This is a genomic window from Kocuria sp. CNJ-770, from assembly GCF_001942375.1.
Classification (GTDB): Bacteria; Actinomycetota; Actinomycetes; order Actinomycetales; family Micrococcaceae; genus Kocuria; species Kocuria oceani.
Genome location: NZ_MKJW01000074.1, coordinates 36,209 through 59,030, shown reverse-complemented (window position 1 = coordinate 59,030; position 22,822 = coordinate 36,209). Strand labels below are relative to the sequence as shown.

At 74.8% G+C, this 22,822-nt stretch carries 16 protein-coding genes, 2 tRNA genes and 1 pseudogene; 11 read left to right on the top strand and 8 right to left on the bottom strand.

The window, feature by feature from the left end:
• Positions 1-287 precede the first annotated feature (287 nt).
• Positions 288-2,482 (top strand): annotated as a pseudogene (locus BJF77_RS03495) (ATP-dependent DNA helicase RecQ).
• Between the two features lie 36 nt (positions 2,483-2,518).
• Here BJF77_RS03495 and BJF77_RS03490 read toward each other — a convergent pair.
• Both BJF77_RS03490 and BJF77_RS03485 read right to left on the bottom strand, forming a co-directional pair.
• Positions 2,519-3,988 (bottom strand): lipopolysaccharide biosynthesis protein, encoded by a 1,470-nt coding sequence (locus BJF77_RS03490; RefSeq protein ID WP_075871278.1) that lies wholly within the window; start codon positions 3,986-3,988, stop codon positions 2,519-2,521.
• Complete coding sequence (locus BJF77_RS03485) at positions 3,988-5,370, bottom strand: hypothetical protein (RefSeq protein WP_075871277.1); 1,383 nt, start codon at positions 5,368-5,370, stop codon at positions 3,988-3,990. The genes BJF77_RS03490 and BJF77_RS03485 overlap by 1 nt, the downstream gene beginning before the upstream one ends.
• A 449-nt stretch (positions 5,371-5,819) precedes the next feature.
• Between BJF77_RS03485 and BJF77_RS03475 the strand changes: the two genes are divergently transcribed.
• The 5 genes from BJF77_RS03475 to BJF77_RS03455 all read left to right on the top strand — a co-directional run bounded on the left by BJF77_RS03475 (position 5,820) and on the right by BJF77_RS03455 (position 9,194).
• Positions 5,820-5,908: transfer RNA gene (locus BJF77_RS03475), tRNA-Ser, on the top strand.
• A 159-nt stretch (positions 5,909-6,067) separates the two neighbouring features.
• Positions 6,068-6,991: an ATP-grasp fold amidoligase family protein gene (locus BJF77_RS03470; RefSeq protein ID WP_158041178.1), complete on the top strand. Its 924-nt coding sequence runs from the start codon at positions 6,068-6,070 to the stop codon at positions 6,989-6,991.
• A gap of 5 nt (positions 6,992-6,996) precedes the next feature.
• On the top strand, positions 6,997-8,106 hold the full coding sequence (locus BJF77_RS03465) for a glycosyltransferase (RefSeq protein ID WP_075871275.1): 1,110 nt from the start codon (positions 6,997-6,999) through the stop codon (positions 8,104-8,106).
• 141 nt (positions 8,107-8,247) lie between these two features.
• Positions 8,248-8,667, top strand: coding sequence for a spore germination protein GerW family protein (locus BJF77_RS03460; protein ID WP_083664942.1), 420 nt, complete (start codon positions 8,248-8,250; stop codon positions 8,665-8,667).
• 116 nt (positions 8,668-8,783) lie between these two features.
• Positions 8,784-9,194 carry a phage holin family protein gene (locus tag BJF77_RS03455; protein ID WP_047802998.1) on the top strand — a complete coding sequence of 137 codons (411 nt, stop codon included), beginning with the start codon at positions 8,784-8,786 and terminating at the stop codon, positions 9,192-9,194.
• Between the two features lie 12 nt (positions 9,195-9,206).
• Here BJF77_RS03455 and BJF77_RS03450 read toward each other — a convergent pair whose 3' ends face one another.
• Positions 9,207-11,324, bottom strand: a complete 2,118-nt coding sequence (locus tag BJF77_RS03450; RefSeq protein ID WP_075871287.1) for a prolyl oligopeptidase family protein — start codon at positions 11,322-11,324, stop codon at positions 9,207-9,209.
• 63 nt (positions 11,325-11,387) lie between these two features.
• Between BJF77_RS03450 and BJF77_RS03445 the strand changes: the two genes are divergently transcribed.
• Positions 11,388-13,352 (top strand): FAD/NAD(P)-binding domain-containing protein, encoded by a 1,965-nt coding sequence (locus tag BJF77_RS03445; protein WP_047802999.1) that lies wholly within the window; start codon positions 11,388-11,390, stop codon positions 13,350-13,352.
• A 76-nt stretch (positions 13,353-13,428) separates the two neighbouring features.
• Here BJF77_RS03445 and BJF77_RS03440 read toward each other — a convergent pair whose 3' ends face one another.
• From BJF77_RS03440 to BJF77_RS03430, 4 genes are all read right to left on the bottom strand, one after another.
• Positions 13,429-15,324, bottom strand: coding sequence for an ExeM/NucH family extracellular endonuclease (locus tag BJF77_RS03440; RefSeq protein ID WP_255396120.1), 1,896 nt, complete (start codon positions 15,322-15,324; stop codon positions 13,429-13,431).
• Positions 15,321-16,073 (bottom strand): lamin tail domain-containing protein, encoded by a 753-nt coding sequence (locus tag BJF77_RS21365; protein ID WP_255396119.1) that lies wholly within the window; start codon positions 16,071-16,073, stop codon positions 15,321-15,323. Before BJF77_RS21365 ends, BJF77_RS03440 begins: the two co-directional genes overlap by 4 nt.
• A gap of 76 nt (positions 16,074-16,149) precedes the next feature.
• On the bottom strand, positions 16,150-18,270 hold the full coding sequence (locus BJF77_RS03435) for a bifunctional UDP-sugar hydrolase/5'-nucleotidase (RefSeq protein ID WP_075871274.1): 2,121 nt from the start codon (positions 18,268-18,270) through the stop codon (positions 16,150-16,152).
• A 169-nt stretch (positions 18,271-18,439) separates the two neighbouring features.
• Positions 18,440-18,527, bottom strand: a tRNA-Ser gene (locus BJF77_RS03430).
• Positions 18,528-18,610: 83 nt separating this feature from the next.
• Here BJF77_RS03430 and BJF77_RS03425 point away from each other — a divergent pair.
• The 4 genes from BJF77_RS03425 (at position 18,611) to BJF77_RS03410 (ending at position 22,154) form a co-directional block, all read left to right on the top strand.
• Positions 18,611-20,047 carry a deoxyribodipyrimidine photo-lyase gene (locus BJF77_RS03425; RefSeq protein ID WP_255396118.1) on the top strand — a complete coding sequence of 479 codons (1,437 nt, stop codon included), beginning with the start codon at positions 18,611-18,613 and terminating at the stop codon, positions 20,045-20,047.
• Between the two features lie 155 nt (positions 20,048-20,202).
• Positions 20,203-21,186: an NAD(P)H-quinone oxidoreductase gene (locus BJF77_RS03420; RefSeq protein ID WP_075871273.1), complete on the top strand. Its 984-nt coding sequence runs from the start codon at positions 20,203-20,205 to the stop codon at positions 21,184-21,186.
• A 113-nt stretch (positions 21,187-21,299) separates the two neighbouring features.
• Positions 21,300-21,764: a hypothetical protein gene (locus tag BJF77_RS03415; protein ID WP_139318423.1), complete on the top strand. Its 465-nt coding sequence runs from the start codon at positions 21,300-21,302 to the stop codon at positions 21,762-21,764.
• A gap of 60 nt (positions 21,765-21,824) precedes the next feature.
• Complete coding sequence (locus tag BJF77_RS03410) at positions 21,825-22,154, top strand: hypothetical protein (protein ID WP_139318422.1); 330 nt, start codon at positions 21,825-21,827, stop codon at positions 22,152-22,154.
• 38 nt (positions 22,155-22,192) lie between these two features.
• On the opposite strand, the gene BJF77_RS03405 is transcribed toward BJF77_RS03410, so the two are convergent.
• Entirely contained in the window at positions 22,193-22,774 is a 582-nt protein-coding gene (locus tag BJF77_RS03405; protein ID WP_047803004.1) for a glycosyltransferase family 2 protein, read from the bottom strand.
• Between the last annotated feature and the right edge of the window lie 48 nt (positions 22,775-22,822).

The window sequence follows — 22,822 nt, the reverse complement described above, 5'->3', positions numbered from 1 at the left end:
ACAGGCATCGGGGGGTGCCGGTGCGACCGGTTCATCGGGGGGTGAACCGACACGGGAGCACCGCTGGGGGGCGGTACTCCCACCAGGCGAGTCTCTGCTCGCCACCGGCCGACAGGCCGGACGATGCGCCCGTTGCGGGGGCCATCCGTTCCGACGGATGGGCAACGGGCGCATCGCTCTGTCCGGGCCCGGCCGGTGGCGCCGGGCGGTGCCGTGCGGTGCGCCGTGCTGCACCGCCCGGTGACCGCCGCGCCACGGCGTCGGTGGACCCTGGAAGACTGGGTCCCATGACGACTTCCCCGGCTTCCGACACAGCCCAGGCCACTGCCCAGGACTCCGCCCAGGACACCGCCCTGCGCGAGGACGCGCTGAGGCTGCTGCGTGCGCTCACCGGCCGGGCTGACGCCGCCTTCCACCCCGGCCAGTTCGAGGCGATCGAGGCCCTCGTGGGGCACGGCCGGCGCGCCCTGGTGGTGCAGCGCACCGGGTGGGGCAAGTCCGCGGTCTACTTCCTCTCCGCCCTGCTGCTGCGGGCGCGCGGGCGGGGCCCGACCCTGATCGTCTCCCCGCTGCTGGCCCTGATGCGGGACCAGGTCGCCGCCGCGGCCCGGGCGGGAGTGCGGGCGGCCGCCATCAACTCCGCCAACGCGACCGAGTGGGGGCAGATCTCCGCCCAGCTGGAGGCCGACGAGCTCGACGTCCTGCTCGTCTCCCCGGAGCGGCTGAACAACCCGGTGTTCCGGGAGCAGCAGCTGCCGCAGCTGGTGGCCCGGCTCGGGCTGCTGGTGGTGGACGAGGCGCACTGCATCTCGGACTGGGGCCACGACTTCCGCCCCGACTACCGCCGGATCCGCGACCTGATCGCGCGCCTGCCCGAGGAGGTCCCGGTGCTGGCCACGACCGCCACCGCCAACGAGCGGGTGGTCGCCGACGTCGAGGAGCAGCTGGGGGTGCGGCCCGGCGGCACGAGCACGGGGGAGGTCTTCACCCTCCGGGGCCCGCTCTCCCGGGCGTCCCTGCGGCTGGGCGTGCTGGACCTGCCCTCGGCCACGGCCCGGCTCGCGTGGCTGCTCGAGCACGTCGAGTCCCTGCCGGGCAGCGGGATCATCTACGCGCTCACGGTGGGGGCCGCCGAGGACACCGCCCAGGCGCTCTCCGACGCCGGTCTGCCGGTGCGGGCCTACACCGGGCGCACGGACCAGGGCGAGCGGGAGGAGCTCGAGGCCGCGCTCAAGGAGAACCGGGTGAAGGCCCTGGTGGCCACCTCGGCGCTGGGCATGGGCTTCGACAAGCCGGACCTCGGGTTCGTGGTCCACCTGGGCGCGCCGTCCTCGCCGGTGGCCTACTACCAGCAGGTGGGCCGTGCCGGGCGCGCCACCGACAACGCCGACGTCCTGCTGCTGCCCGGGACGGAGGACCGGCAGATCTGGGAGTACTTCGCGACCGCCTCCATGCCCACGGAGCAGAAGGCCACCGCCGTCCTCGGCGAGCTGGCCGCCGCGGGAGGCGCCCTCTCCGTGGCCGTCCTGGAGTCCCGCGTGGACGTCCGGCGCAGCCCGCTCGAGCTGATGCTGAAGGTCCTCGCCGTCGAGGGCGCGGTGGAGCGCGTGCAGGGCGGCTGGCAGGCCACGGGCGCACCGTGGCGCTACGACGCCGAGCGCTACGACCGGATCGCCGCCGCCCGGGTCGACGAGCAGAACGCCATGCTGGACTACGAGCGCACCACCGGGTGCCGCATGGAGTTCCTCGCCCGGCAGCTGGACGACCCCACGGCCGCGCCGTGCGGGCGGTGCGACACCTGCGCCGGTCCGTGGTACCCCACGACCGTCGACGAGAGCGCCACAGACTCCGCCGGGGCGGCGCTGACCCGGGTGGCGTCGTGGTGGAGCCCCGGGCGCAGTGGCCCACGGGGATGCCGCGGCTCGGCGTGGACGTCAAGGGCCGGATCCCGGAGGACGAGCGCTGCGCCGAGGGCCGGGCCCTCGCCCGGCTCACGGACCTGGGCTGGGGCAACCGGCTGCGCGAGCTGTTCCGCACCGACGAGCAGGGCGCTCCCGTCGACGGGCCGGTGGACCCGGCCCTGGGCCGGGCCTGCGTGCAGGTCCTCGCCGAGTGGCGCTGGGCGGACCGGCCCGCAGCGGTCGTCTCGGTCCCGTCCCGCTCCCGGCCGCGGCTCGTGCGCTCGCTGGCGGAGGGCATGGCCGGGGTCGGCCACCTGCCCTACCTCGGGGAGCTCGACGTCCCCGAGGGGTTCCCCACCGGCGGGCACGGCGGCAACAGCGCCTACCGGCTGGCGGCCGTGTGGGAGAAGTTCCAGGTGGGTCCGGGACTCGCCGAGGAGCTGGACCGGCTCGGCGGACGGCCCGTGCTGCTGGTCGACGACCTCGTGGACAGCCGCTGGACCCTGGCCGTGGCCGCCCGCGCCCTGCGCCGGGCCGGCTCCGGGCCGGTGCTGCCGTTCGTGCTGGCCGCCCAGGGCTGAGCCGCGGCGGACCCGGGACCGGGTCCGCTCCGTCGCTCAGCCCCGGGCGCGTCCCAGGCGGGCAGCGAGCGACCCGAGCAGCGGGCGGACGTCCCGGGCGCAGAGCAGCAGCCAGATCGAGAGGAAGGCCGCCGTGACACCCAGCGCGGGCAGCAACCGGAACTCGCCCCCCAGCAGCGCGAGCCCGGCCAGGACCATGGCGTAGCCGGCGAGGATGCGCAGCAGGACGCCGCCCCAGCGCAGGCGGTCCAGCCTCCACACGAAGAGCAGGGGCAGCAGGGCGCTGAGGAACGAGCCGACGAGGTAGCCCACGGCCGAGGCTCGGATGCCGAGCTCGGGGCCCAGCACGAGGATGGTGGCGATCCCGACGGCCAGCCCCACGCCGTTGGACGCGGCGAGGACCTTGATGCCCCAGGACTCGGTGCCGTTGAGGCGGGCGTTGGCGGCGTTGAAGCTGGTCGCGGACACCGCGAAGAACAGGAGCACCAGCAGGGGCTCGGCGGCCTGCCACTCCGGGCCGTAGACCACGTGCAGCACGGGGCCGGCCCACAGGATGCCCACGCCGAACACGGGCAGGAACACGGTCACCATGGTGCGCAGGATGGCGTCCACCTGCCGGGACAGCTCGTCGGTGTGCCCGGCGGCGAACATCCGGGCCACGCTGGGGGACAGCGCCGTCATCATGGCGCCCGAGAGCATGCTGGCGGGCGTGGCCAGGGACACGGCCGCGGCGTACAGTCCGAGGGCCTCCTCGGAGTCGTAGGTCCGGCCGATGACCACCGACAGATGGAGCAGTCCGCTCGCCGCCAGCAGGTGCGCCGAGCCCCAGGCGGTGAACACCAGGATCTCCCGGCGGCGTCCCGGAGCGAGGCGGGCCCGGGACCGGCGCCGCCAGGCGGGCAGGGCGAAGACGGTGTAGCCGGTGATCAACGGCAGCAGCAGGACCCAGTGCCAGCCCGCCAGCAGGACGAGCAGCAGCAGGGACAGGGTGGTGAACGAGCTGATGCAGTCCCACAGGGCCGTCGTCACGAACTGGTTGTTGCCGGCGCGCAGACCCCGCGTGTAGTTGTACGCCGACAGCGACAGGACCAGCAGGCCGCTCGAGACGGCATAACCCCAGGACAGGCCCAGGACGGCTGCGGTGAAGGCGGCACCGGCGGCACCGAGGACCGCCGCGCCGACCGCGGCGCTCCGGGCGGTGAACGAGGCCGCTGCCAGGTGCTCGTCCGGGTCCTGCCGCCCGCGCGCCATGGCCACGAACTTGGCCGCCGCGGTGCCCGAGGCCTGCGGCCAGAGCAGGACGAGGAAGACGGCGAGGGAGAGCACCAGATTGACCTCCCCGAGGGCCTCCTTGCCCATGAGCCGGCCCACGAGGATGCTGTACCCGAAGCGGGAGAGCCCCTGGACGAGGATCGCGACCACGGTGAGCCCGAACGAGGAGCCCAGGGACTGGTCCGTGCTCCCGTGGTTGGGCGGAGGGAACAGGACGGCGCGCAGGCGGGACATCACCTGACCGGCGCCGAGTCCTCGGGGACGGCGCTCCCTCCGCGGGTGAGGGTCTCCCTCCCCGGGGCGTCCTCGGGCCGCGGCGGGGCAGCGGCGGCCAGGGCCGCGGCCGTGACGACGGCGAGCGCCGCCGGGACGTTGCGGTAGACGAAGAACTCGTGGATCTGGGAGTGGTTGCTCAGCACCGCGTACCAGACGGGCACCACGAGCGCGGGGGCACCGAGCACCGCGGCGACCGCGAGCCGCCGGGGGCCGCCGCGGACCACGGCGAGGACCAGCCCTGCCAGCACGGCGACGGTGCAGGCCGCCAGGACCAGGGAGGACGTCGGGACCCTGTCCCACCAGTAGTCGAGGTTGCTGACGACGCCGGCGCCGAAGGCGTCCGACACCCCGTCCCAGGCGCCGCCCGTCCGTTCCGCGACCTTGCCCCGGACCACCGACAGGGTCTCGTCCACCCCCAGGAACACGACGGCGAAGAGCCACCGCGACGCCCAGGTGACGCCGAAGGCGACCACCCAGACGACTCCGGCGGTGAGCGTCACCAGCAGCGCCTCGGCCGTGCTGCGCCGGCGGTACCAGACGGCGGCGCCGAGCACGAACGCGGACATGATCCAGGGCACGGCCGGTGTGGTGAGCAGGTCCACGTAGCAGAACACCGCCGCCCCGAGCGCCGCCCCGAGGTACCCCAGGCGCAGGGAGCGTCCGGCGCCGACCGCGGTGAGCAGCACCGACAGGTAGGCGGCGGCGATGGCGAGGGAGTGGCTGAAGGACGTCGACGGGGTCGAGAGCATGTTGGTGCCCAGCAGGAACGGCAGGGTCAGTGCGAGCGCCACCGGTGTGGACGTGCGGGCCCGCACAGCCAGGGCCGCGCCCACGAGCGCCGCCACCATCAGGGCGCCGGAGACGATGCGCAGACCCTCCAGCCCGATGAGGGCCAGCGCCGGGCGGGTGAGGACCGTGTACCCGGCCCAGTACCGGAAGTAGTTGTTGTCCCCCGGGAGCTCCTCCCGGGGGACGGGGGCGTCGCCGGCGAGAGCGCGCAGATCGGCTTCGCCGCCCGCGCAGCTGGCGATCCGCGGCATGCGCACGGCTCGGCTGAAGGCGGACTCGTCGGGCTCGGCGCCGAGACCGGTGCCGACCAGCACGCACTCGGTGAACGTGTCCGAGATCCCGCCCACGCGGTCCGGCAGCGAGTTGGGTCCGTAGGTCCCCGCCTCGACCGAGGACAGGAGGTTGTCCACGATCGGCCGGTCGGGCACCGCCTGGGCGGCGGTGAGCAGGCCGAAGAACACGAACTGCAGCCCGAGCAGCAGTCCGATCCCGACGGCCCACGGGCGCCACCGGCCGCCGCGGCGCCCGTGCGCGGTCGAGCCGGGCCTCACAGCGCTTGCTCCCGGGAGCCGCCGTGCCGCGGTGCGCGGCCGATGGTCGCGGTCGGTGGCCCCGGGAGCGGGCGGCCGCTCAGCCGGGGGGTCGCCCGGTCGGCGGCGCCGTCGCTCCGGAGGTCCGCGCGGGCGAGGATTCCGGTGCCGGGCACCGTGGCGCGCCGGTCGGTGGCGGCCCTGCCGCTCGCCGCTTCCTCGTCGTGGCGGGGCGCAACGGCCACGATGCTCGGGGCGCAGGGCATAGGACGCTCGTTTCTGGGGTCGAGGGGCGGGCCTCGCCCATTATCGCCGGGGCGGGTGCGTGGCCCAAACGGGTGGTGCACGCGGCCGGGGCCGCGGATCCGCCGCGCTGACCGGACGCCTGTCTCCTCCTGCTTTGACCCACCGCGCATCCTGCCGTTAAGCTGGCCTGTGTTGTCCGCACCAGCGCGGTGCCGGACGGCCCAGGAGACGTGCCAGAGCGGCCGAATGGACTTCACTGCTAATGAAGGGTCGGGGTTAAACTCGACCGGGGGTTCAAATCCCCCCGTCTCCGCCCGTGCGATGTCTCAGGACATCGGAACACCCCGGACCTGTGGTCCGGGGTGTTCGTCTTTTCCGCCGCACCTGCCCGTCCGGGTCCGGCCAGGTGCGCGGCCGGGAATGGGTAACCTGTTCCGGACACCGCCCCCGCCAGGAAGCAGGTAAGGACCCCGTGGCCGAGCAGAGAGTACCCGGTTTCACCAAGAACCCGTGGATCGTGCGCGACGGCCCGGTGCCCGCGCTGGCCCGGAGGGCCATCAGCCTGATCCCGCTCCCGCTGCGCCGTCAGGCGTTCTTCCTCTACCGGCACCACCGCTTCTTCTCCTGGCGGCCGCGCACGTTCTCGGAGAAGGTCCAGTGGCGGATCCTGCACGACCGGCGGGACCTCATCGCGGTGGGCGGGGACAAGATCTCCATGAAGGAGTACGTGGCGGCGCTGGGCCTCGACATCCTGATCCCCCGCACGTTGTGGTCGGGCGAGGACCTGCACGCGATCCAGGACCGGAACTGGGGCTGCGCCTGGGTGCTCAAGCCCGTGACCGGATCCGGGTACGCCGCGTTCGGGACCGGGAGCCTGCGCGAGAGCGGGATCGACGTGGACGAGGTCGGACGCTGGCGGGCCGATGACGCCCACCGGATCTACGGCGAGTGGCAGTACAGCCGGTCGCGGCCCGGGTTCCTCGTCGAGCAGCGCATCCCCACCCGGGACGGCGCCTCGCCGAACGACTACCGCTTCTTCGTCTTCGACGGCCTGGTGCACACGATCCAGGTCGACACCCCGCGCGCCGGGGACGTCCGGCGCCGCTTCTACACCCGCGACTGGCGGCCGCTCGAGGTGCGGCTGACCGGCATGGAGCTCGCGCCCGCGACCCCGCCGCCGCCGACCCTGGCGCGCATGGTGGAGCTCGCGGAGCGGATCGGCGCGGCCTACGACTTCATCCGGGTGGACCTCTACGACGCCGACGGGACCATCTGGTTCGGTGAGCTGACGCCGACCCCCGGCGGCGGCCTGCCGCCGTTCGATCCGCCGGAGTTCGACCTCGAACTGGGACAGCAGTGGAGGCTCCCCGTGTCGGGGCGCGGGGAAGAGGGCTGACCCGCGTGCGCGTCGTCGTTCTCACCACGTGGTACCCGTCCGCGCAGAGGCCGGGGGAGACCCCCTTCATCGCCCGGCACGTGCGGGCCATCGCCCGGCACCACGACGTCAGTGTGCTGCACGTGCAGATCCTGCGCACCGGGGCCTGCACCCGGGAGCAGTGGGAGGGGATCCCCGTGGTCCGTCTCCCGCTGCACCCCCTGCGCCCGGCCACCGTGCTGCGGGCCTACCGCTGGATCGGCCGCTCCCTGGCCGAGGCCCACGTCATGCACACCATGCCCTTCTCCGCCGCGCTGATCGCGCTGCTGTCCGTGCGACGCCGGCCCTGGGTGCACACGGAGCACTGGAACGGTGTGCTCACCCCCGAGCAGAACGGGCCGCTCTGGCGGCGCCTGGCCTGGAGCCGCCGGATCCTGCGCCTGCCCGACCGGACCACGGGGGTCAGCTCCGTCATGTGCGAGGTGCTGCGCCGGTTCGCGCCGGCCTCCCGGGTGGAGCGGATCGGCAACGTGGTGGAGCACGCCCCGTCCGTGACGGAGCCGCCGCGCGGGCGGATCCTCGAGCTGGTCTCCGTCGGCGCGCTGCGTGCCCTCAAGGACCCCCTGCTGGCCGTCGAGGCGGTCGCCTGGCTGCGCGCGGCCGGCCACGACGTCCGGCTCACCTGGTGCGGCGCCGGGGAGCTCGAACAGGACGTCCGGGCCCGGATCCGGGAGCACGGCCTGGAGGACCGGGTCCTGCTCGTCGGGAGCGTGGGGACCGAGGAGGTCCAGCGGCGGCTGGGCGCCGCCGACGTGTTCCTGCTCCCCAGCCGCTCGGAGACGTTCTGCGTGGCCGCCGCCGAGGCCCTGGCGGCGGGCCGGCCCGTGGTCATGGGCGCCGTCGGCGGGCAGCGGGACTTCGTGCACCCGGGCAACGGGCGGCTGGTGGCCGAGCGCACTCCCGAGGCCTTCGGCCGCGCCGTGCTCGAGGTCGCGTACGGCCACGGACTGCTGTCGGCGCAGGAGATGGCGGAGGAGGTCCGCGGCGTGTACGGGGCCGAACGGGTCGCGGCGGATCTGGACCGGTTGTACCGGTCCGTGGTCCCGCCGCAGGATGCCGGCCGCTGCCGCGCCTGAGCCCCCCGGGCACGGATGCCGTGGGACGTGCGCGCCCCGACGGCGCGCTCCGTCATACGCGGCCGTGCCCGTGATCGCCGCCGGGCCGCTTCCTAGGATGGTGCTCAGCACCGCCGGCGGACCGATCCCAGGGGGAAGACCATGTCCGAGCAGCAGCAGCCCTCCGTCCCGGCCGACCCGTCCTCGGGTCGCTCCGCCGCGCAGTGGGAGTCCGGGGCCCCCGACCGCTCCGTGCTGGAGCGCGCCCTCGACGCCGTGACGGTGCGCCGGGTGTTCGGCGAGGCCTACGAGCTCGACGGCGCCACGATCGTGCCCGTGGCCCACGTCCGCGGCTGGGGCGGCGGCGGGGGCGGCTCCGGCGAGCAGCACGGCGAGTCCGGCAGCGGATCGGGCCTCGGCTACGGGGTCAACGCCTCCCCGGCCGGGGTGTACGTGCTCCGGGGCGGCGCAGTGACGTGGCAGCCGGCCGTCGAGCCGGTCCGGATCGCCCTGCCCGTCGGCCTGGCCCTCGTCGCGGCGCTCGGCGCGGTCGGCTGGGCCCTCGCCTCACGCCGCTCCTGAGTGGCCGCTCCCGCGTGGTGGTTGCCGCGCGGTCGTTGCCGCGCTGCCGTGCCGGGGCGCCGTCACCGAGCGTCCGCTCCTGTCGCCCCGGCACCGGGGCCTGACAGGATGGGGCCATGTCCTTCCTGCTCCGCGTCCTCGTCAACGCGCTCGCCATCTGGGTGGCCGCCTGGATCCTGCCCGGGATGCAGCTCACGGCCGACCCCTCCGTGGTCTCGGCCGTCGGCGGCGGGACCACGGCCTCCGTCCTGGCCTACCTCTTCGTGGGGCTGGTCTTCGGCCTGGTCAACGCGATCGTCCGGCCCGTGCTGACCATCCTGTCCCTGCCCATCACCTGCCTGACCCTGGGCCTGTTCGCCATCGTGGTCAACGCGGCGATGCTGTGGCTGACGTCCTGGCTGAGCTCGTTCACGCCGCTGCGGCTCGAGATCGACGACTTCTTCTGGACCGCGGTGCTGGCCACGCTGATCATCGGGGTCGTCTCCCTCGTGATGGGCTGGGTGGTGCCGGAGCGCGAGCGGCGCTGAGCCGGTCCGGGCTCAGTCCCGGTGCAGCGCCGCCCAGAGGAACTCGTGGGAGAGGGCGTGCAGCCGGGCCGCCTGCCGGTTGTCCCCGGCGCCCGCGTGCCCGCCGTCGGTGGCCTCGTAGAACCACACGTCCTCGTGGCCCATCCCCAGCATCCGCGCCGCGGTCTTGCGGGCCTGCACCGGGCCCACCCGGTCGTCGCTCGTGGCGGTCCAGAACAGCACCGGCGGGTAGTCCCGATCCTCGCGCAGCAGGTGGTAGGGGGAGAAGGTGCGCACGGACTCCCACTGGGCGGGGTCGTCCGGGTCCCCGTACTCCGCGATCCAGGACGCCCCGGCGGACAGCTTCGTGTAGCGGCGCATGTCCAGCAGCGGCACCCCGCAGGAGACCGCGCCGAAGAGCTCCGGCCACCGGGTGAGCATGTTCCCCACGAGCAGCCCGCCGTTGGACCCGCCCGAGCAGGCCAGGCGCCGCCGCGCGCACACGCCGCGGGCCTGCAGGTCCGCGGCGACCGCCGCGAAGTCCTCGTAGGCGCGGTGCCGGTGCTCCCGCAGCGCGGCCCGGTGCCACGCCGGGCCGTACTCCCCGCCGCCCCGGATGTTGGCGAGCACGTACACCCCGGAGCGGCCGGCGTCGTCGGTGCGGGACAGCCAGGACCGCCCGAGCGCCCCGGAGTACGCGGGGGTCCGGGAGACCTCGAAGCCCCCGTAGCCCGAGAGCAGGGTCGGGTTCTCCCCGTCGAGCACCAGCTCGGCCGGACCCACCTGGAAGTACGGCACCCGGGTGCCGTCGGCGGAGACCGCGAAGTGCTGCTCGACGGCCAGCCCGGACGCGTCGAAGAACCCCGGCGCGGTCCTCGCCGGCCGTGGGGGCGCCCCGGCGCCCGCACCGGCCGGGAGGGTGCCCCGGGAGACGGTGGTCGGGGTGAGGAACCCGGAGGCCACCAGCCAGTAGTCGTTGCCCGCCTCCGGGTCCTCGTCGTCGACGGCGTAGGCGTCCAGGCTGGACAGCGCCGGCGCCCCGGGCAGCTCGACGGTGCTCCACGGGCCCGGTTCGGCCACGCGCACCACCGAGGAGACGTCCCGCAGCAGGTTCAGGATCAGCCGGTCGGCGGTCCAGGACCAGGACTGCAGCGCGGTGCGCTCGTCCGGGACGAAGACCGGTGCCACGGACCGGTCCCCGGCCAGGAAGGCCTCCAGCTCGGCCGCCAGCAGGGACCCCGCGGGGTGGACGGTGCCGTCCAGCTCCAGCTCCTCCTGGGGCCGCAGCAGCAGCCACTGCCGGTGCAGGTCCACCGTGACGCTGTCGGGCACGTCCACGTGCACCAGCTCGTCCCCGCGCACCAGGTAGGTGCGGGAGGCGAAGAAGTCGACCACGTCCACGGCCAGGTCCCGGACGAACCCGGGGGTGTGGTCGCGCACGAACACGGCCTGGACGTGCTGCTCGTCCACCTCGAAGACCTGGCGGGCCTGGGCGAGGTCCTGGCCCCGGCGGAGCACGCGCACCGTGCGGGGATAGGAGGAGGCGGTCATCGAACCGGGCCCGAAGTCGGTGCCCACGTGCACGGTGTCCGCGTCGACCCAGCTCACCGAGGACTTCGCCGTGGGAACGTCGAAGCCGCCGGGCACGAACTGCCGGCGCTCGAGGTCGAACTCGCGCACCCGCTTGGCGTCGCCGCCGTCGGGGGAGAGGCTGATCAGCGCCCGCCGGTGCTGCCCGCCGGTGTACTGCGGCCGCAGCAGCCGGGCGCCGCCGTAGACCCACTCCACGCCCTCCTCGGCGGCCAGGGCGTCGACGTCGAGCAGCAGCTCCCAGCGGGGCTCCTCGCTCAGCCAGGACTCCCACGTGGTGCGGCGGAGGACACCGCGCGGGTGCTCGGCGTCGCGCCAGAAGTTGTAGTAGTGCGGGCCGTGCTTGGCGACCATGGGGATCCGCTCGGTCGAGTCCATGACCTCGAGCACGTCCGCCTCAAGGCGACGCAGCTGCGGTCCCTCGAGCGCCGAGAGCGTGCGGGCGTTCTGCCGGGCGACCCACTGCAGGGGCGCCTCGCCCGTGATCTCCTCCAGCCACAGGTGCTCGTCGTGCGGCTGCTCGGCGGTCGGGCGGGCGGCGGTCTCAGCGGTCTCGGTCATGTCCGCCATCGTAGGCCCCGCTCCCGTCCGGCGCCGCCCGCGCGGGTCGATACCCTGAGGGTCATGAGTGCAGCGGGCAGGACAGGGACGGAACGACGTGTCACGGTGATCGGGGCGGGCCCGCGCGGGCTGTCCGTGGTGGAGCGGCTCGCGGCCCGCTCGGCGGCCTCCGGCACCCGGGTGCGCATCGACGTCGTCGACCCCTTCCCGCCCGGCCCCGGCCACGTGTGGCGGACGAACCAGTCCCCGCTCTACCTCATGAACACGCCGTCGCTGTTCCCCACGGTGATCGCCGACGACGGGGTGCTGCCCGTGGACCCGCTCGAGCCGCTGCGGAACATGAGCTTCGAGCACTGGCGGCTCGCGGCCGTGTCCGGGGGGATCGCCGTGGACCCCGACGACGCCGCGCACCTCACCCGGATGACCCCCACGTCCTATCCCTCCCGGCGGATGTACGGGGTCTACCTCGACTGGGTCTTCCGCGCCCTGCGGGACGCCCTCCCGGCCTCGGTCCAGCTGACCGTGCACCGGGCCGAGGCCGTGGGCGTGCACGTGCGCGAGCACGCGCGGCACCGCTACGACGTGGAGATCAGCGGCGGGCAGAACCTGCCGGCCGACGCCGTGGTGCTCGCCCTCGGCCACCTCGACGCCGACCTGCGCCCGGACCAGCAGGAGCTCGTGGACGGCGCCGCGGAGTTCGGGCTGACCTACTGGCCGCCGGCCGTGCCGGCCGACGTCCACTGGGACGACCTGCCGGCCGGGGAGACCGTCCTGGTGCGCGGGATGGGGCTGAACTTCTGCGACGTGCTGGCCCAGGTGACCGAGGGCCGCGGCGGGATCTACACCCAGGAGGGGGAGCGCTTCGTCTACCACCCCTCGGGCCGGGAGCCGGTGATCGTGGCCGGCTCCCGCCGCGGCGCCCCCTACCGCTCCAAGGCGGTGCTCGAGGGCTACTACGCGCGCTCCCTGAGCACCCGCTTCTTCACCCTCGACGCCGTGCGGGCGCTCGCGGCGCGGGCCGACGGGCCCCTGTCCTTCGAGGCGGACCTCTACCCGCTGATCCGCAAGGACGCCCAGTGGAACTACTACACGGCTCTGGCCAGGACGGCTCCCGAGGCCTTCGAGACCGACCCGGAGGAGTTCCTGGCCCGCTTCGACGCCGTGCTCGGCACGGGGGACGACCACCCGGAGGGGCCGTGGACCTCCCGCGCGGAGCGGCTCATCGCCTCGGCGGTGGTCCCGGGCCGGCAGCTGAACGCGCTCCGGCTCGCCCGCCCGTTCGAGGGGATCGGCTTCGGCTCCCACGACGAGTTCGCCGCGGCCGTGGTCCATCACCTGGACCGGGACGTGCACGGGGCCCTCGCGGGGGAGGACGACCCGCTGCAGATGGCGGTCGCCTCGCTCAACGCCGCGCGCACCGTGCTCAAGGCGGTGCTCGCGGACATCGGGATCGGCGACGCCTCCTGGACGGACGAGCTGCGCCGGAGCTTCGAGCCGTTCGTGGAGGGCCTCGCCTCGGGGCCGCCCGTGCTGCGGACCCAGCAGCTGGCGGCCCTCGCCCGGGCCGGGGTGGTCCGCTTTTTGGGCCCCGACCCGCAGTTCCTCGTGCACGAGGAGGAGGGCCGGTTCGTGGCCGGTTCGCCGTGGGTCAAGGACGAGCCCTTCCACGCCGAGCACCTGGTGGAGGCCATGTCACCGCCCAACGACGTCCGCCGCAACATCTCGCCGCTGCTGACCGCGATGCACCGGGAGGGCCTGGTCCGGGTGCGGGCGATGGAGACCCGGGACGGCGTCGCGACCGTGCCCAGCACCGGCCTCGACGTCAGCCGCCCCCCGTACCGGGCCGTGCGGGTCGACGGCGGCGTGGAGCCCGGTGTGCACGTGCTCGGCATCCAGCTCTCGGCGGTGCAGTGGGGCGTGGCGATCGCCGCGGAGGCCGGGGCCTCCGCGGAGCTGGGCGCGCGGACCCTGGCCGACGCCGACCGCATCGCCGAGGCCGTGCTGGCCCCCGCTGTGCGCCGCGAGTGACCACAGCAGGTCGTGATCCCTCGGGTGCAGCGGGGTCGCTCAGCGGCGGGAGCGCGATCGGCGTGCCGTGGGCCGGTCAGCCGAGGCGGCCCTGCAGCACCTCGCGGGCGCGGTCGCTGGCGTGCTCCCGGAGGCCCTTGCCGGGGTGCTCGCCGGAGTGGCCCCGGCCGGGGTGCTCGCCGGAGCTGCCCCGGCCCGGCTTCTGCGGGTCGGTGGGCTGCGCACCGCCGAAGGCCAGGCCCACGACCTCCGGGTTGTGGTCGGAGGCGCGATACGGGTCCGCGGCGTAGAGGTCGACCACGTTGTGGTTGTGCCGGCTGTACTCCAGGCCCACCGACTCGTGGGCGTTGATCTCCCAGATGTCCGAGCCGGTGACGAGCTCGGCCGCGGCGGGGGAGGCCAGGACGTGGTCCAAGGAGCCGAGCATGCCGCCGTAGGCGTAGGAGTACTCGCCCTCGGGGGACAGATTGGCGTAGCCGGCCTCGTGCAGGACCCGCATCGGGTCCTCCTGGTCGTAGGAGTTGAAGTCGCCCGTGAGGAAGACCCGGTCCGTGCCCTGCGAGGTCTTCAGCTGCTCGGCGAACGCGACCAGGGCCTGCGCCTGCGCGGTGCGGTCGGCGTTCCAGGCCCCGGCACCGTCCCCGGCGTCGGCGTTGGGCCCGGTGCGGGGCGCGGAGCCCTTGGACTTGAAGTGGTTGACCACCACGGTGAAGTCGTCGTCGGCGCTCCCGCCGGCGGGGCGGAACGTCTGGGCCAGCGGCTCCCGGGCGTTGTCGAAGTTCTCCTCGTCCTGCAGGATCACGGACTCGCCCACGGGGCCGACCGCGGCCGGCCGGTAGATGAACGCCGTGCGGATGACGTCCTCGTCCTCGAGGGCGGGCCGCTGCGCCGGCGAGGGCACGTAGGCCCAGGTCTCCGCCCCCGCCGCCGCGTTGAGGGCCGCGACCAGGTCCGCGAGCGCCTGGTCGCGGTCCTTGCCGAACTTCGCGGAGTTCTCGATCTCCTCGAGGGAGACGACCTCGGCGCCGAGGGCGTTGATCGCGGCCACGATCTTGGCCTGCTGGCGCTCCAGGTCCTCCTGCTCGGCCGCGCCGCGGGCCAGGCAGCCGCCGCGCACGGAGATCGGGTCCCCGGCGCGGTCGGTGTAGTAGGAGCATCCGGAGAGCTCGTCCCCGGTGGTGCTGAAGTAGTTGAGCACGTTGAACGTGGCGAGCTGGAGGTCCCCTCCCACGTCCTCCGGGGCGGCGGTGCGGGTGTTCTCGGCGACGACCGGCGCGTCCTGCGGGTTGCTCCCGGTGAGGTGGGTGGTGGGCTGGAGGCGCCACTCGTCGAAGGAGTAGCCGAGCACCACGGGCGCCACGAAGTCGACGGGCGCGCCGATCCGCATCGGGGTCCGCGGGGCGAGATAGGGCAGCGGCACCGACGCGTTGGCGAAGCTGCCGTAGTTGGTCGTCGCGCCGTCGTCGAGCAGCACCCCGCGGGCGGCGTTGTCGGCGGCCTGGGCGGCGGCCTCCGGGGAGCCGGGGGCCCCGACGGCGGTGGGCTGGACCAGGGGTGCGCCGCCCGCGGCGAGCCTGAGCTCGCCGTAGGTGTTGAGGCCGTAGTTGTCCGTGATCACGAACTCACCGGCCGGGTCGAGCAGCATGCCCTCGAGGCTCTCGCGCCGGGCGTCGTCGGCCGGCCAGCCGACCGTGGCCGGTTTGACGGCCTCCACGGGTTCGTCCAGGACCCGCAGCCCGTCGGGGCGCACGCTGAGCTGGGTCTGGCCGTAGTACTCGGCGACCGTTCCGGTGACCTCCACGTACTGGCCGAGCCGCACGTCGGCCACGGCCGAGGGAGAGTACACGAACACGCCGTCCGAGGCCTCGTGCTGCTCGAGGTCGAGGTCTCCGCCGGTGCCCGGCGTCTGCACGTACCAGCCGTCGAGGCCCCCTGTCGCGTAGACGGCGGTGACCACGCCGCGGGTGGTCACCGTCCGCCCGGCCACGGGCGAGGCGTCCCCGGTGCCTGGATCTCCCGGATCGGGAGACTGACGGGCGGGGCCGTGGGCTCGGCGGTGGGGTCGGGTGTGGGCTCGGGCGCCGGGCCGTCGCCGCCGGAGTTCTGCGGGGTCACGGTGCCCGTGGCGGTGAAGTCGGCGGAGTTGTCGTCGGTGTCGACCCCGTCCTGGCGGGTCATCGACCGCGGGTCGCCGTTCGTGGCCGGCCCGGTGGCCGGTGCGCTCTCGAACGTGTTGGACGTGCCGTAGCCGAGCAGGTCCACGATGCCGTCCGCGCCGGTCACCGAGCCGGTGGGCGCGCTCAGGCGCTCGGCGCCGTCGGAGAGGAGGATCGTTCCGGAGGCGCCCGCGGGATTGAACGAGGTGGTCAGGTCCGGGGTGGGCAGGGGCTCCCCGCTGCCGCCGTTGGACCCGCCCTGGACCAGGAAGTAGCCGCCCGGTGCGATGGTCCCGGACAGTGCGACGGCGCTGGACGTGCCGGTGCCGCCCGCGGCCCGGTACTGCAGCGTCCAGCCGGTGAGGTCCACGGTCTCGGACGTGGGGTTGTAGAGCTCGACGAACTTGTGCCGGTGGACGGCGTTGGCCGAACCGCCGTTGGTGTAGGCCTCGTTGATGACCACGGCCGTCCCGTCCGGGGCGGCGTGGACGGGAACGGTCAGCGGCGCGGCGAGCAGCGCCGCCGCCAGGGCCCCGCTCAGGGGCAGGGAGAGCAACGTCTTCACGGTGGGAGGGTTCCTTCGGTCAGAAAAAAGGGAGCGGAAGGGCTAGAGGTCAGCGCAGGGAGGAGGCGGGCGGGGGTCAGCCGAAGAAGCGGCCGAGGACCTGGCGGGCGCGCTCGGAGCCGTGCTCCCAGACGCCGCGGCCGGGCTCGCCCTTCCCGGGGTGCTCACCGGGCCGGCCCTTGCCGGGCTGCTGGGGCTCGGCCGGCTCGGTGGGCTCCGGCTCGGCGGGCCCGGGCGTCACGCAGTCCGCGGCCAGGCCCAGGACGGCGTCCGGGACCCGCACCCGGGTGCCGGTGGGCTCGGCGACCAGCCACACCGCGGCGCCGTCGGCCAGCTCGGCCGTGTCGAGGCGGACGGAGGCCGCGCCGTCGAGGACCGGCACCGTGCCGAGCTCCGTCCCGTCCGGGGCGCCCGCGCGCACGGACAGCGAGGTGGTGTCCGGGGCGCCCAGGGACGTCATGTCGAGGGAGGAGACGTCGAAGCGCACGGTGCAGGCCTCGGCGGCGGTCCCGGTGAGCTGGACGGAGCGGCGGTCGAACTGCGGGCTGAGCGGCGCGTTCGCGGCGAGGTACTCCGAGAAGGCCTCGCGGTCGATCCGGCCGGTGTCGGTGGCGGCCGTGCCCTCGGCGAGCGCGGTGAAGTTGTCGCCGCCGGCGGTCAGGAAGGACACGGAGCCCACCACGTAGCTGCCCGCGGGGTCGTAGGGCGCGCCGTCCACCGTGATGGAGGTGATCCGGTCGCCGGCCGGACGGGAGGGGTCGGCGGTGTAGGAGACGTTCTCCGAGAGCCCCAGCTGGAGATAGGCCCGGGAGGACCCGGCGGGCTGCCACTGCTGCTCGAGGACCTGCTTGAACTGGGCGCCGGTGAGGGTGACGGTGTTCAGGTTGTTGGAGAAGGGCATCACCTGGTTCACCTCGGCCTCGGTGACCTGGCCGTCGCGGTCGCCGTCGAGGGCCTCGCCGGGGTCGTCCGCCCAGAGCAGGTCCGCGCGCAGTCCGCCGGGGTTGATCAGGCCGATCTGCACGCCGTGGGGCTCCTGCAGGGTGGCGCGGATGGACTCCGCGACGAGGTTGCCCAGACTCGACTCGGCGCCGCGGTCGTCGCGGGCCGGCTGGCCGTCGCGGAGGCCGTAGGCGGTGGTGATGTCCCCGGTGATCTGCCCGACCGGGGTGCTGCCCCGCTCGACGGCCACGGCCTCGGCCGCGGCCACGATCTCGGCGACCCGGGCGACGCGGGGGTACTGGGCCACCAGCTCCTCCTCGGTGGCGGTGACGGTCTCGCCGACGTCGAGCACCTCGGTGGTGAGGTCGACGTCGTCGGCCGCCCGGTCGTAGCTGAAGGATACCCGTCCGAGGCTGCCGCCGTAGGAGCCGGCCTGCAGCACGGCGCGCTCGAAGTCGCCGTCGCCGTCGAGATCCACGGCCTGATCGTAGACGTCGTGGGTGTGCGCGTTGAACACCACGTCCACGGTCTCCGAGGTGCCGGTCACCAGCCGGTCGGCCAGGACGTCGGAGGCGTCCGCGGCGCCCTCGTGGTAGAGGGCGACGACGACGTCGGCCCCCGCCGCCTCGAGCCGCTCGGCCTCGGCGTTGACCGCCGCGACGGGGTCCCCGAAGGTGAGGCCCGCGATCCCGGCGGGCGAGACGAGGGTGGCGGTCTGCTGGGTGACGGCGCCGACCACGCCGATGCGCACGCCGTCGACGTCGAAGGTCGCGGAGGCCTCGGTGACGGGCGCGCCGTCGGGGCCCAGGACGTTGGCCGCGAGGTAGGGGAAGTCGGCGCGCTCGGTGATGCGCCCGGTGAGGTCTTCCACGCCGCGGTCGAACTCGTGGTTGCCCACGGCGGAGGCGTCCAGCTCCAGGGCGTCGAGCACGTCCAGGGTGGGGTTGTCCTGCTGGACGGCCGAGACGTACTCGGAGGCGCCCACGTTGTCGCCGCCGGACAGCAGCAGCGTGCCGTCCTCGTTCTCGGCGCGCAGCTGCTCGATCGCGCCCGCGAACAGGAGCGGGTCGGAGGCGAGCCGGCCGTGGTAGTCGTTGAAGTAGAGCAGGTCGACGTCCGCGTCCGCGGCCGCCGGGGCGGGGGAGGCGCCCGCGGTCTCGTCGGCGTGCGCCGCCGGGAGGACGAGCACGGACGAGGAGACGACGCCGGCGGCGAGAGCCGCGTGCAGGGCAGGACGGTGCTTCGGGGGTGTCATGACGGGGTCCTCCGGGGGCGGGGTGACGAGTCGATGTCCCCATTGGAGCACGCAGATGTGAACGTCCGGCGTCGTGACGGGCACATGTCGGCGGCCTGCCGGGAACCTGCCGGAGAGCCACGGCAACGACCCGGCCCCCGGCGCGGGGCGCCGGGGGCCGGGTCAGCAGCGGAAGGTAAGGGATTTGAACCCTTGGTACGGGGTCACCGCACACCGGTTTTCAAGACCGGCTCCTTAGGCCGCTCGGACAACCTTCCCCGCGCTCGCCGGGACGGCGGAGCGCGCCGCCCATTCTTCCACGCCGCTGGGAACGCCAGCAAAGCCCCCGCTAGGTGGGCGCGTGAGCGCACCGGAGATCCCCGCCCGCGGGACGACGACGATCGTGTGGGTCCGGGACGACCTGCGCGTCACCGACCACCCCGCCCTCGAGGCCGCGTGCCGGCGGGGGGAGGTGCTGGCCCTGTTCGTCCTGGACGAGGCGTCGGCGGGTGTCCGCCCCCTGGGCGCGGCCTCGAAATGGTGGCTGCACGGGTCGCTGCGCTCCCTGCGCGCCTCCCTGGAGGAGCTGGGGATCCCGCTGGTGCTGCGCCGCGGGCCCGCCGGGGCGGTGCTGCCCGAGGTGCTCGAGCGCACCGGGGCGGGCGGGATCACCTGGAACCGCCGGTACGGCGGCCCCGAGCTGGCGGTGGACGCCGGGGTGAAGCAGTGGTGCGCGGAGCACGGGGTGGAGGCCCACTCCTTCCAGGCCTCGCTGCTGCACGAGCCGTGGGCCCTGCGCACCGGGGCCGGGGGGCCGTACAAGGTGTTCACGCCCTTCTGGAAGGCCCTGCGGGCGCTGGAGATCCGCCAGCCGCTGCCGGTGCCGGGCGCGGGACGGGGCGCGGACCGGGCCGTCGCGGCCTGCGCCGCCGGGGAGGACCCGGAGGCGTGGGGCCTGCTCCCCGAGCCCGGGCGTGCGGCCGGGCTGGCCGGGACGTGGACCCCGGGAGAGGCCGCCGCGTGGGAGCGGCTGGACGACTTCCTGGACCGCGCCGAGGACTACGACGAGGGCCACGACCGCCCCGACCGGGAGGGCACCAGCCGGCTCTCCCCGCACCTGCGCTGGGGGGAGATCAGCCCGTTCGCGGTGTGGGACGCCGCGGTCCGGCACCGCGCCGAGCAGGGGGGCAGCCCGGGGCTGGAGAAGTTCCTGACGGAGCTGGGCTGGCGGGAGTTCAACTGGCACCTGCTGCACCAGGAGCCGGAGCTGCACGTGCGCCACGTCCGCCCGGCGTTCGACGCGTTCCCGTGGCGGGACCCCGCCGAGGGCGCCGCGGACCTGCGGGCCTGGCAGGAGGGGCGCACCGGGTTCCCGCTGGTGGACGCGGGCATGCGGCAGATGCTCGCCACGGGCTGGATGCACAACCGGGTCCGGATGGTCGCCGGGTCCCTGCTGACCAAGAACCTGCTGGTGGACTGGCGCAGCGGGGAGCAGTGGTTCTGGGACCACCTCGTGGACGCCGATCCGGCCGGCGGCCCGGGCAACTGGCAGTGGGTGGCCGGCTCCGGGGCGGACGCGAGCCCGTTCTTCCGGATCTTCAACCCCCTGACGCAGGGGCGCCGGTTCGACCCCGACGCCCGCTACATCCGCCGGTGGGTCCCGGAGCTGGCCGGTGACTCCGGGGTGGATCCCCACGAACCCGGCCTGCTCGGGCCGTCGGTGGGCTACCCCGCCCCGGTGGTGGACCTGCCGGCCAGCCGCGCCCGCGCCCTGGACGCCTACGCCTCCATCCGCTGAGCGGAGCCGAACGCCCCGGGCCGCCGGTCGGACAGCGGCAGAGCGCCGGGCCCGGGGCGTTCGCCGGCGGGGGAGGACCGGCGGCCGCGGGTGACCCGGGCCGGACCCGGGGACACAATGGGAGCGCACGTCGTTCCCGACAGGAAGGCCCCAAGATGCGCGCAGTGCTCGAGACCACCCCCGGCGGACCGGAGGTGCTCGCCGTGACCGAGGTCCCCGCCCCGGAGCTCACCCCGGACAGCGTGCGGATCCGCGTCCGCGCGGCCGGCGTCAACCGGGCCGACGTCATGCAGCGCCTGGGCCGGTACCCGGTGCCCCCGGGGGCCTCGAAGGTCTTCGGGCTCGAGGTCTCGGGCACGGTCCAGGAGCTGGGCCCGGCGGTCCCGGCGGAGGCCGGGATCGGGGTCGGGGACGAGGTCGTCGCGCTGCTGGACTCCGGGGGCTACGCCGAGGAGGTCGTGGTCCCCGCCGCGCAGGTGCTGCCCGTCCCGCGGGGCGTGGACGTGGAGGCCGCCGCCGGGCTGCCCGAGGTGTGCGCCACCGTCTTCTCCAACGTCTTCATGGCCGCCGCGGCCCGGGAGGGGGAGACGGTGCTCGTCCACGGCGGCACCGGCGGGATCGGCACCAACGCCATCCAGATGTGCCGGGCGCTGGGCCTGCGGGTGCTGACCACGGTCGGCGGCCCGGAAAAGGCGGCCGCGGCCGGCGAGCTCGGCGCGGAGACCATCGACTACCGCGAGGAGGACTTCGTCGCCCGCGTCCGGGAGCTGACGGACGGCCACGGCGCGGACATCGTCCTCGACGTGGTGGGCGGGGCGTACCTGGACCGCAACCTCGACGCGCTCGCCGTCAACGGGCGGCTGGTCGTGATCGGCCTGCAGGGCGGGCGCACGGGGGAGCTGGACCTGGGCAAGCTCATGGCCAAGCGCGCCGCGGTCATCGGCACCACGCTGCGCTCCCGGCCCGCCGGGGAGAAGGCCCGGATCATGGCCGCCCTCCGCGAGCACGTCTGGCCGCAGGTCGAGGCCGGGCGGATCGTCCCGGTGGTCAACCGCACCTTCCCCCTGGACCAGGTGGCGCAGGCCCACGAGCACTTCGACTCGGGCACCCACATCGGCAAGGTCCTGCTCGTCCCCTGAGCACCCGCCCCGGGCCACCGCGCCCGGGGCCTGCGCCGACCGGGCGCCGGCGGCGCGCGGACGGCCGCGCCCATCGCCGTAGGATGGACTGTCTCCTCCCGAAAGGACCGCCCGTGGCATTCCTGCGCGACTACCGCGCCGCTCGCCGTGACGAGGCCGAACTGGGACTGGGTGTGTGGCGCCGCGCCCACGACCGGTTCCGCCGAGGTCTGGACCGCTTCCACCAGATCCTCGAGACCCTCCCCGACAAGGCGCTCGCGCAGTCCGTGGTGCCCACCGCGAACGCGCTGGCCGACCTGCTGCCGGAGGTGCGGGCGATCTGCGCCGCCGCCCAGCGCACGGCGCCCAGCGGCAGCCACGACATCCCCGCCTCGACCGGGGGCTACCTCAACGACGTCCACCGGGAGCTCTCCCGGGCCGGCAACGCCATGGCCCAGGCCGCCGAGGCGCTGACCATGGCGCGGTTCATGCGCACCGACGACGAGAGCGCGGCCCACCGCCTGGACGCGGTGGTGCGCCGGGCCGAGGCGGTGCGCGGGCACGTGGATCGCGCCCGGGAGCTGCTCGAGCGCGGATGAGACGGCCGACGGGCCCGCAGGGGATGGACCCAACAGCCTGCTGATGGTTTGATGGACGGCATGACTGCTCCAGCGTTCGACTACCGCGCGGCCGACGACGACTTCGACCCCCGCTGGTCCCGCTCGCGGCTGGGCCGCCCCGGACACCGGGGGCCCGGACGCTACGGCCCCGGCTACGACCTCCCCGGCTACCGCAGGGACCCGTACGGGCGCGGCGGGCGCCGTTCGGGCCTGCGGATGCTGCCGTTCCCGAGCTACTCGACCCGCACCCGGCGGGGCACGAACGTCTCGGTGGGCGGCTGCTGCCTGCCCATCCCGATCGGATGCCTGACCACCACGGTCCTCGCCGGCGCGGCGGCCGTGGTCGTGGGACGCGCCGCCCGCTCCTGAGGACCGGTCCCGGGCGTCGCCGCGGGGCGCCCGGTGGGTCAGGCGGCCACCGGCTGCGCCGCGGCGCCGTGCAGCACCCCGGCCGGCGCGCCCACGGGCACGTCCTGCTCGGCCTCCAGCGGCGCGGCCAGGCGCCAGCCGACCGCCTCCAGGTCCAGCGCCAGCCGGGTGTGCCCGGTCACCGGGCCCTCGTCGCAGTAGCGGCCGAAGGACCGGTGGACGTCCTCGAGCGCGCACCAGCGGACCAGGGCCGCGGCGCCGCCCACGGCGGAGGCCCGGGCGGAGACGGCGCCCACGTTGCGGTCCCGCAGGGCGGTGAGCGCGCGGGCCAGGAACCCCGGCGGCAGCTCGGCGTCCGGGTCGAGCAGCAGGACGAGGTCGCCGGCCTCCATGCGCACCGTGCCCAGGGCCTGGTTCAGGGCCCCGGCGCGATGGTGCGGGTTGTCCACGGTGAGCAGGACCTCGGCCCCGGCGTCCAGCGCCACGTCCACGGTGGCGTCCGTGGACTCGTCCGACATCACGAGGATCCGCTCCGGCGGACGGGACTGGCGGTGGAGCGCGGTGACCGCGTGCCCCACGCGGGCCGCCTCGTCGTGGGCGGGGATGATGGCCGTGATCATGACGACGCCTCCTGCGGGCGGTGACCCCCGCGGCGGAAGACCTGATCG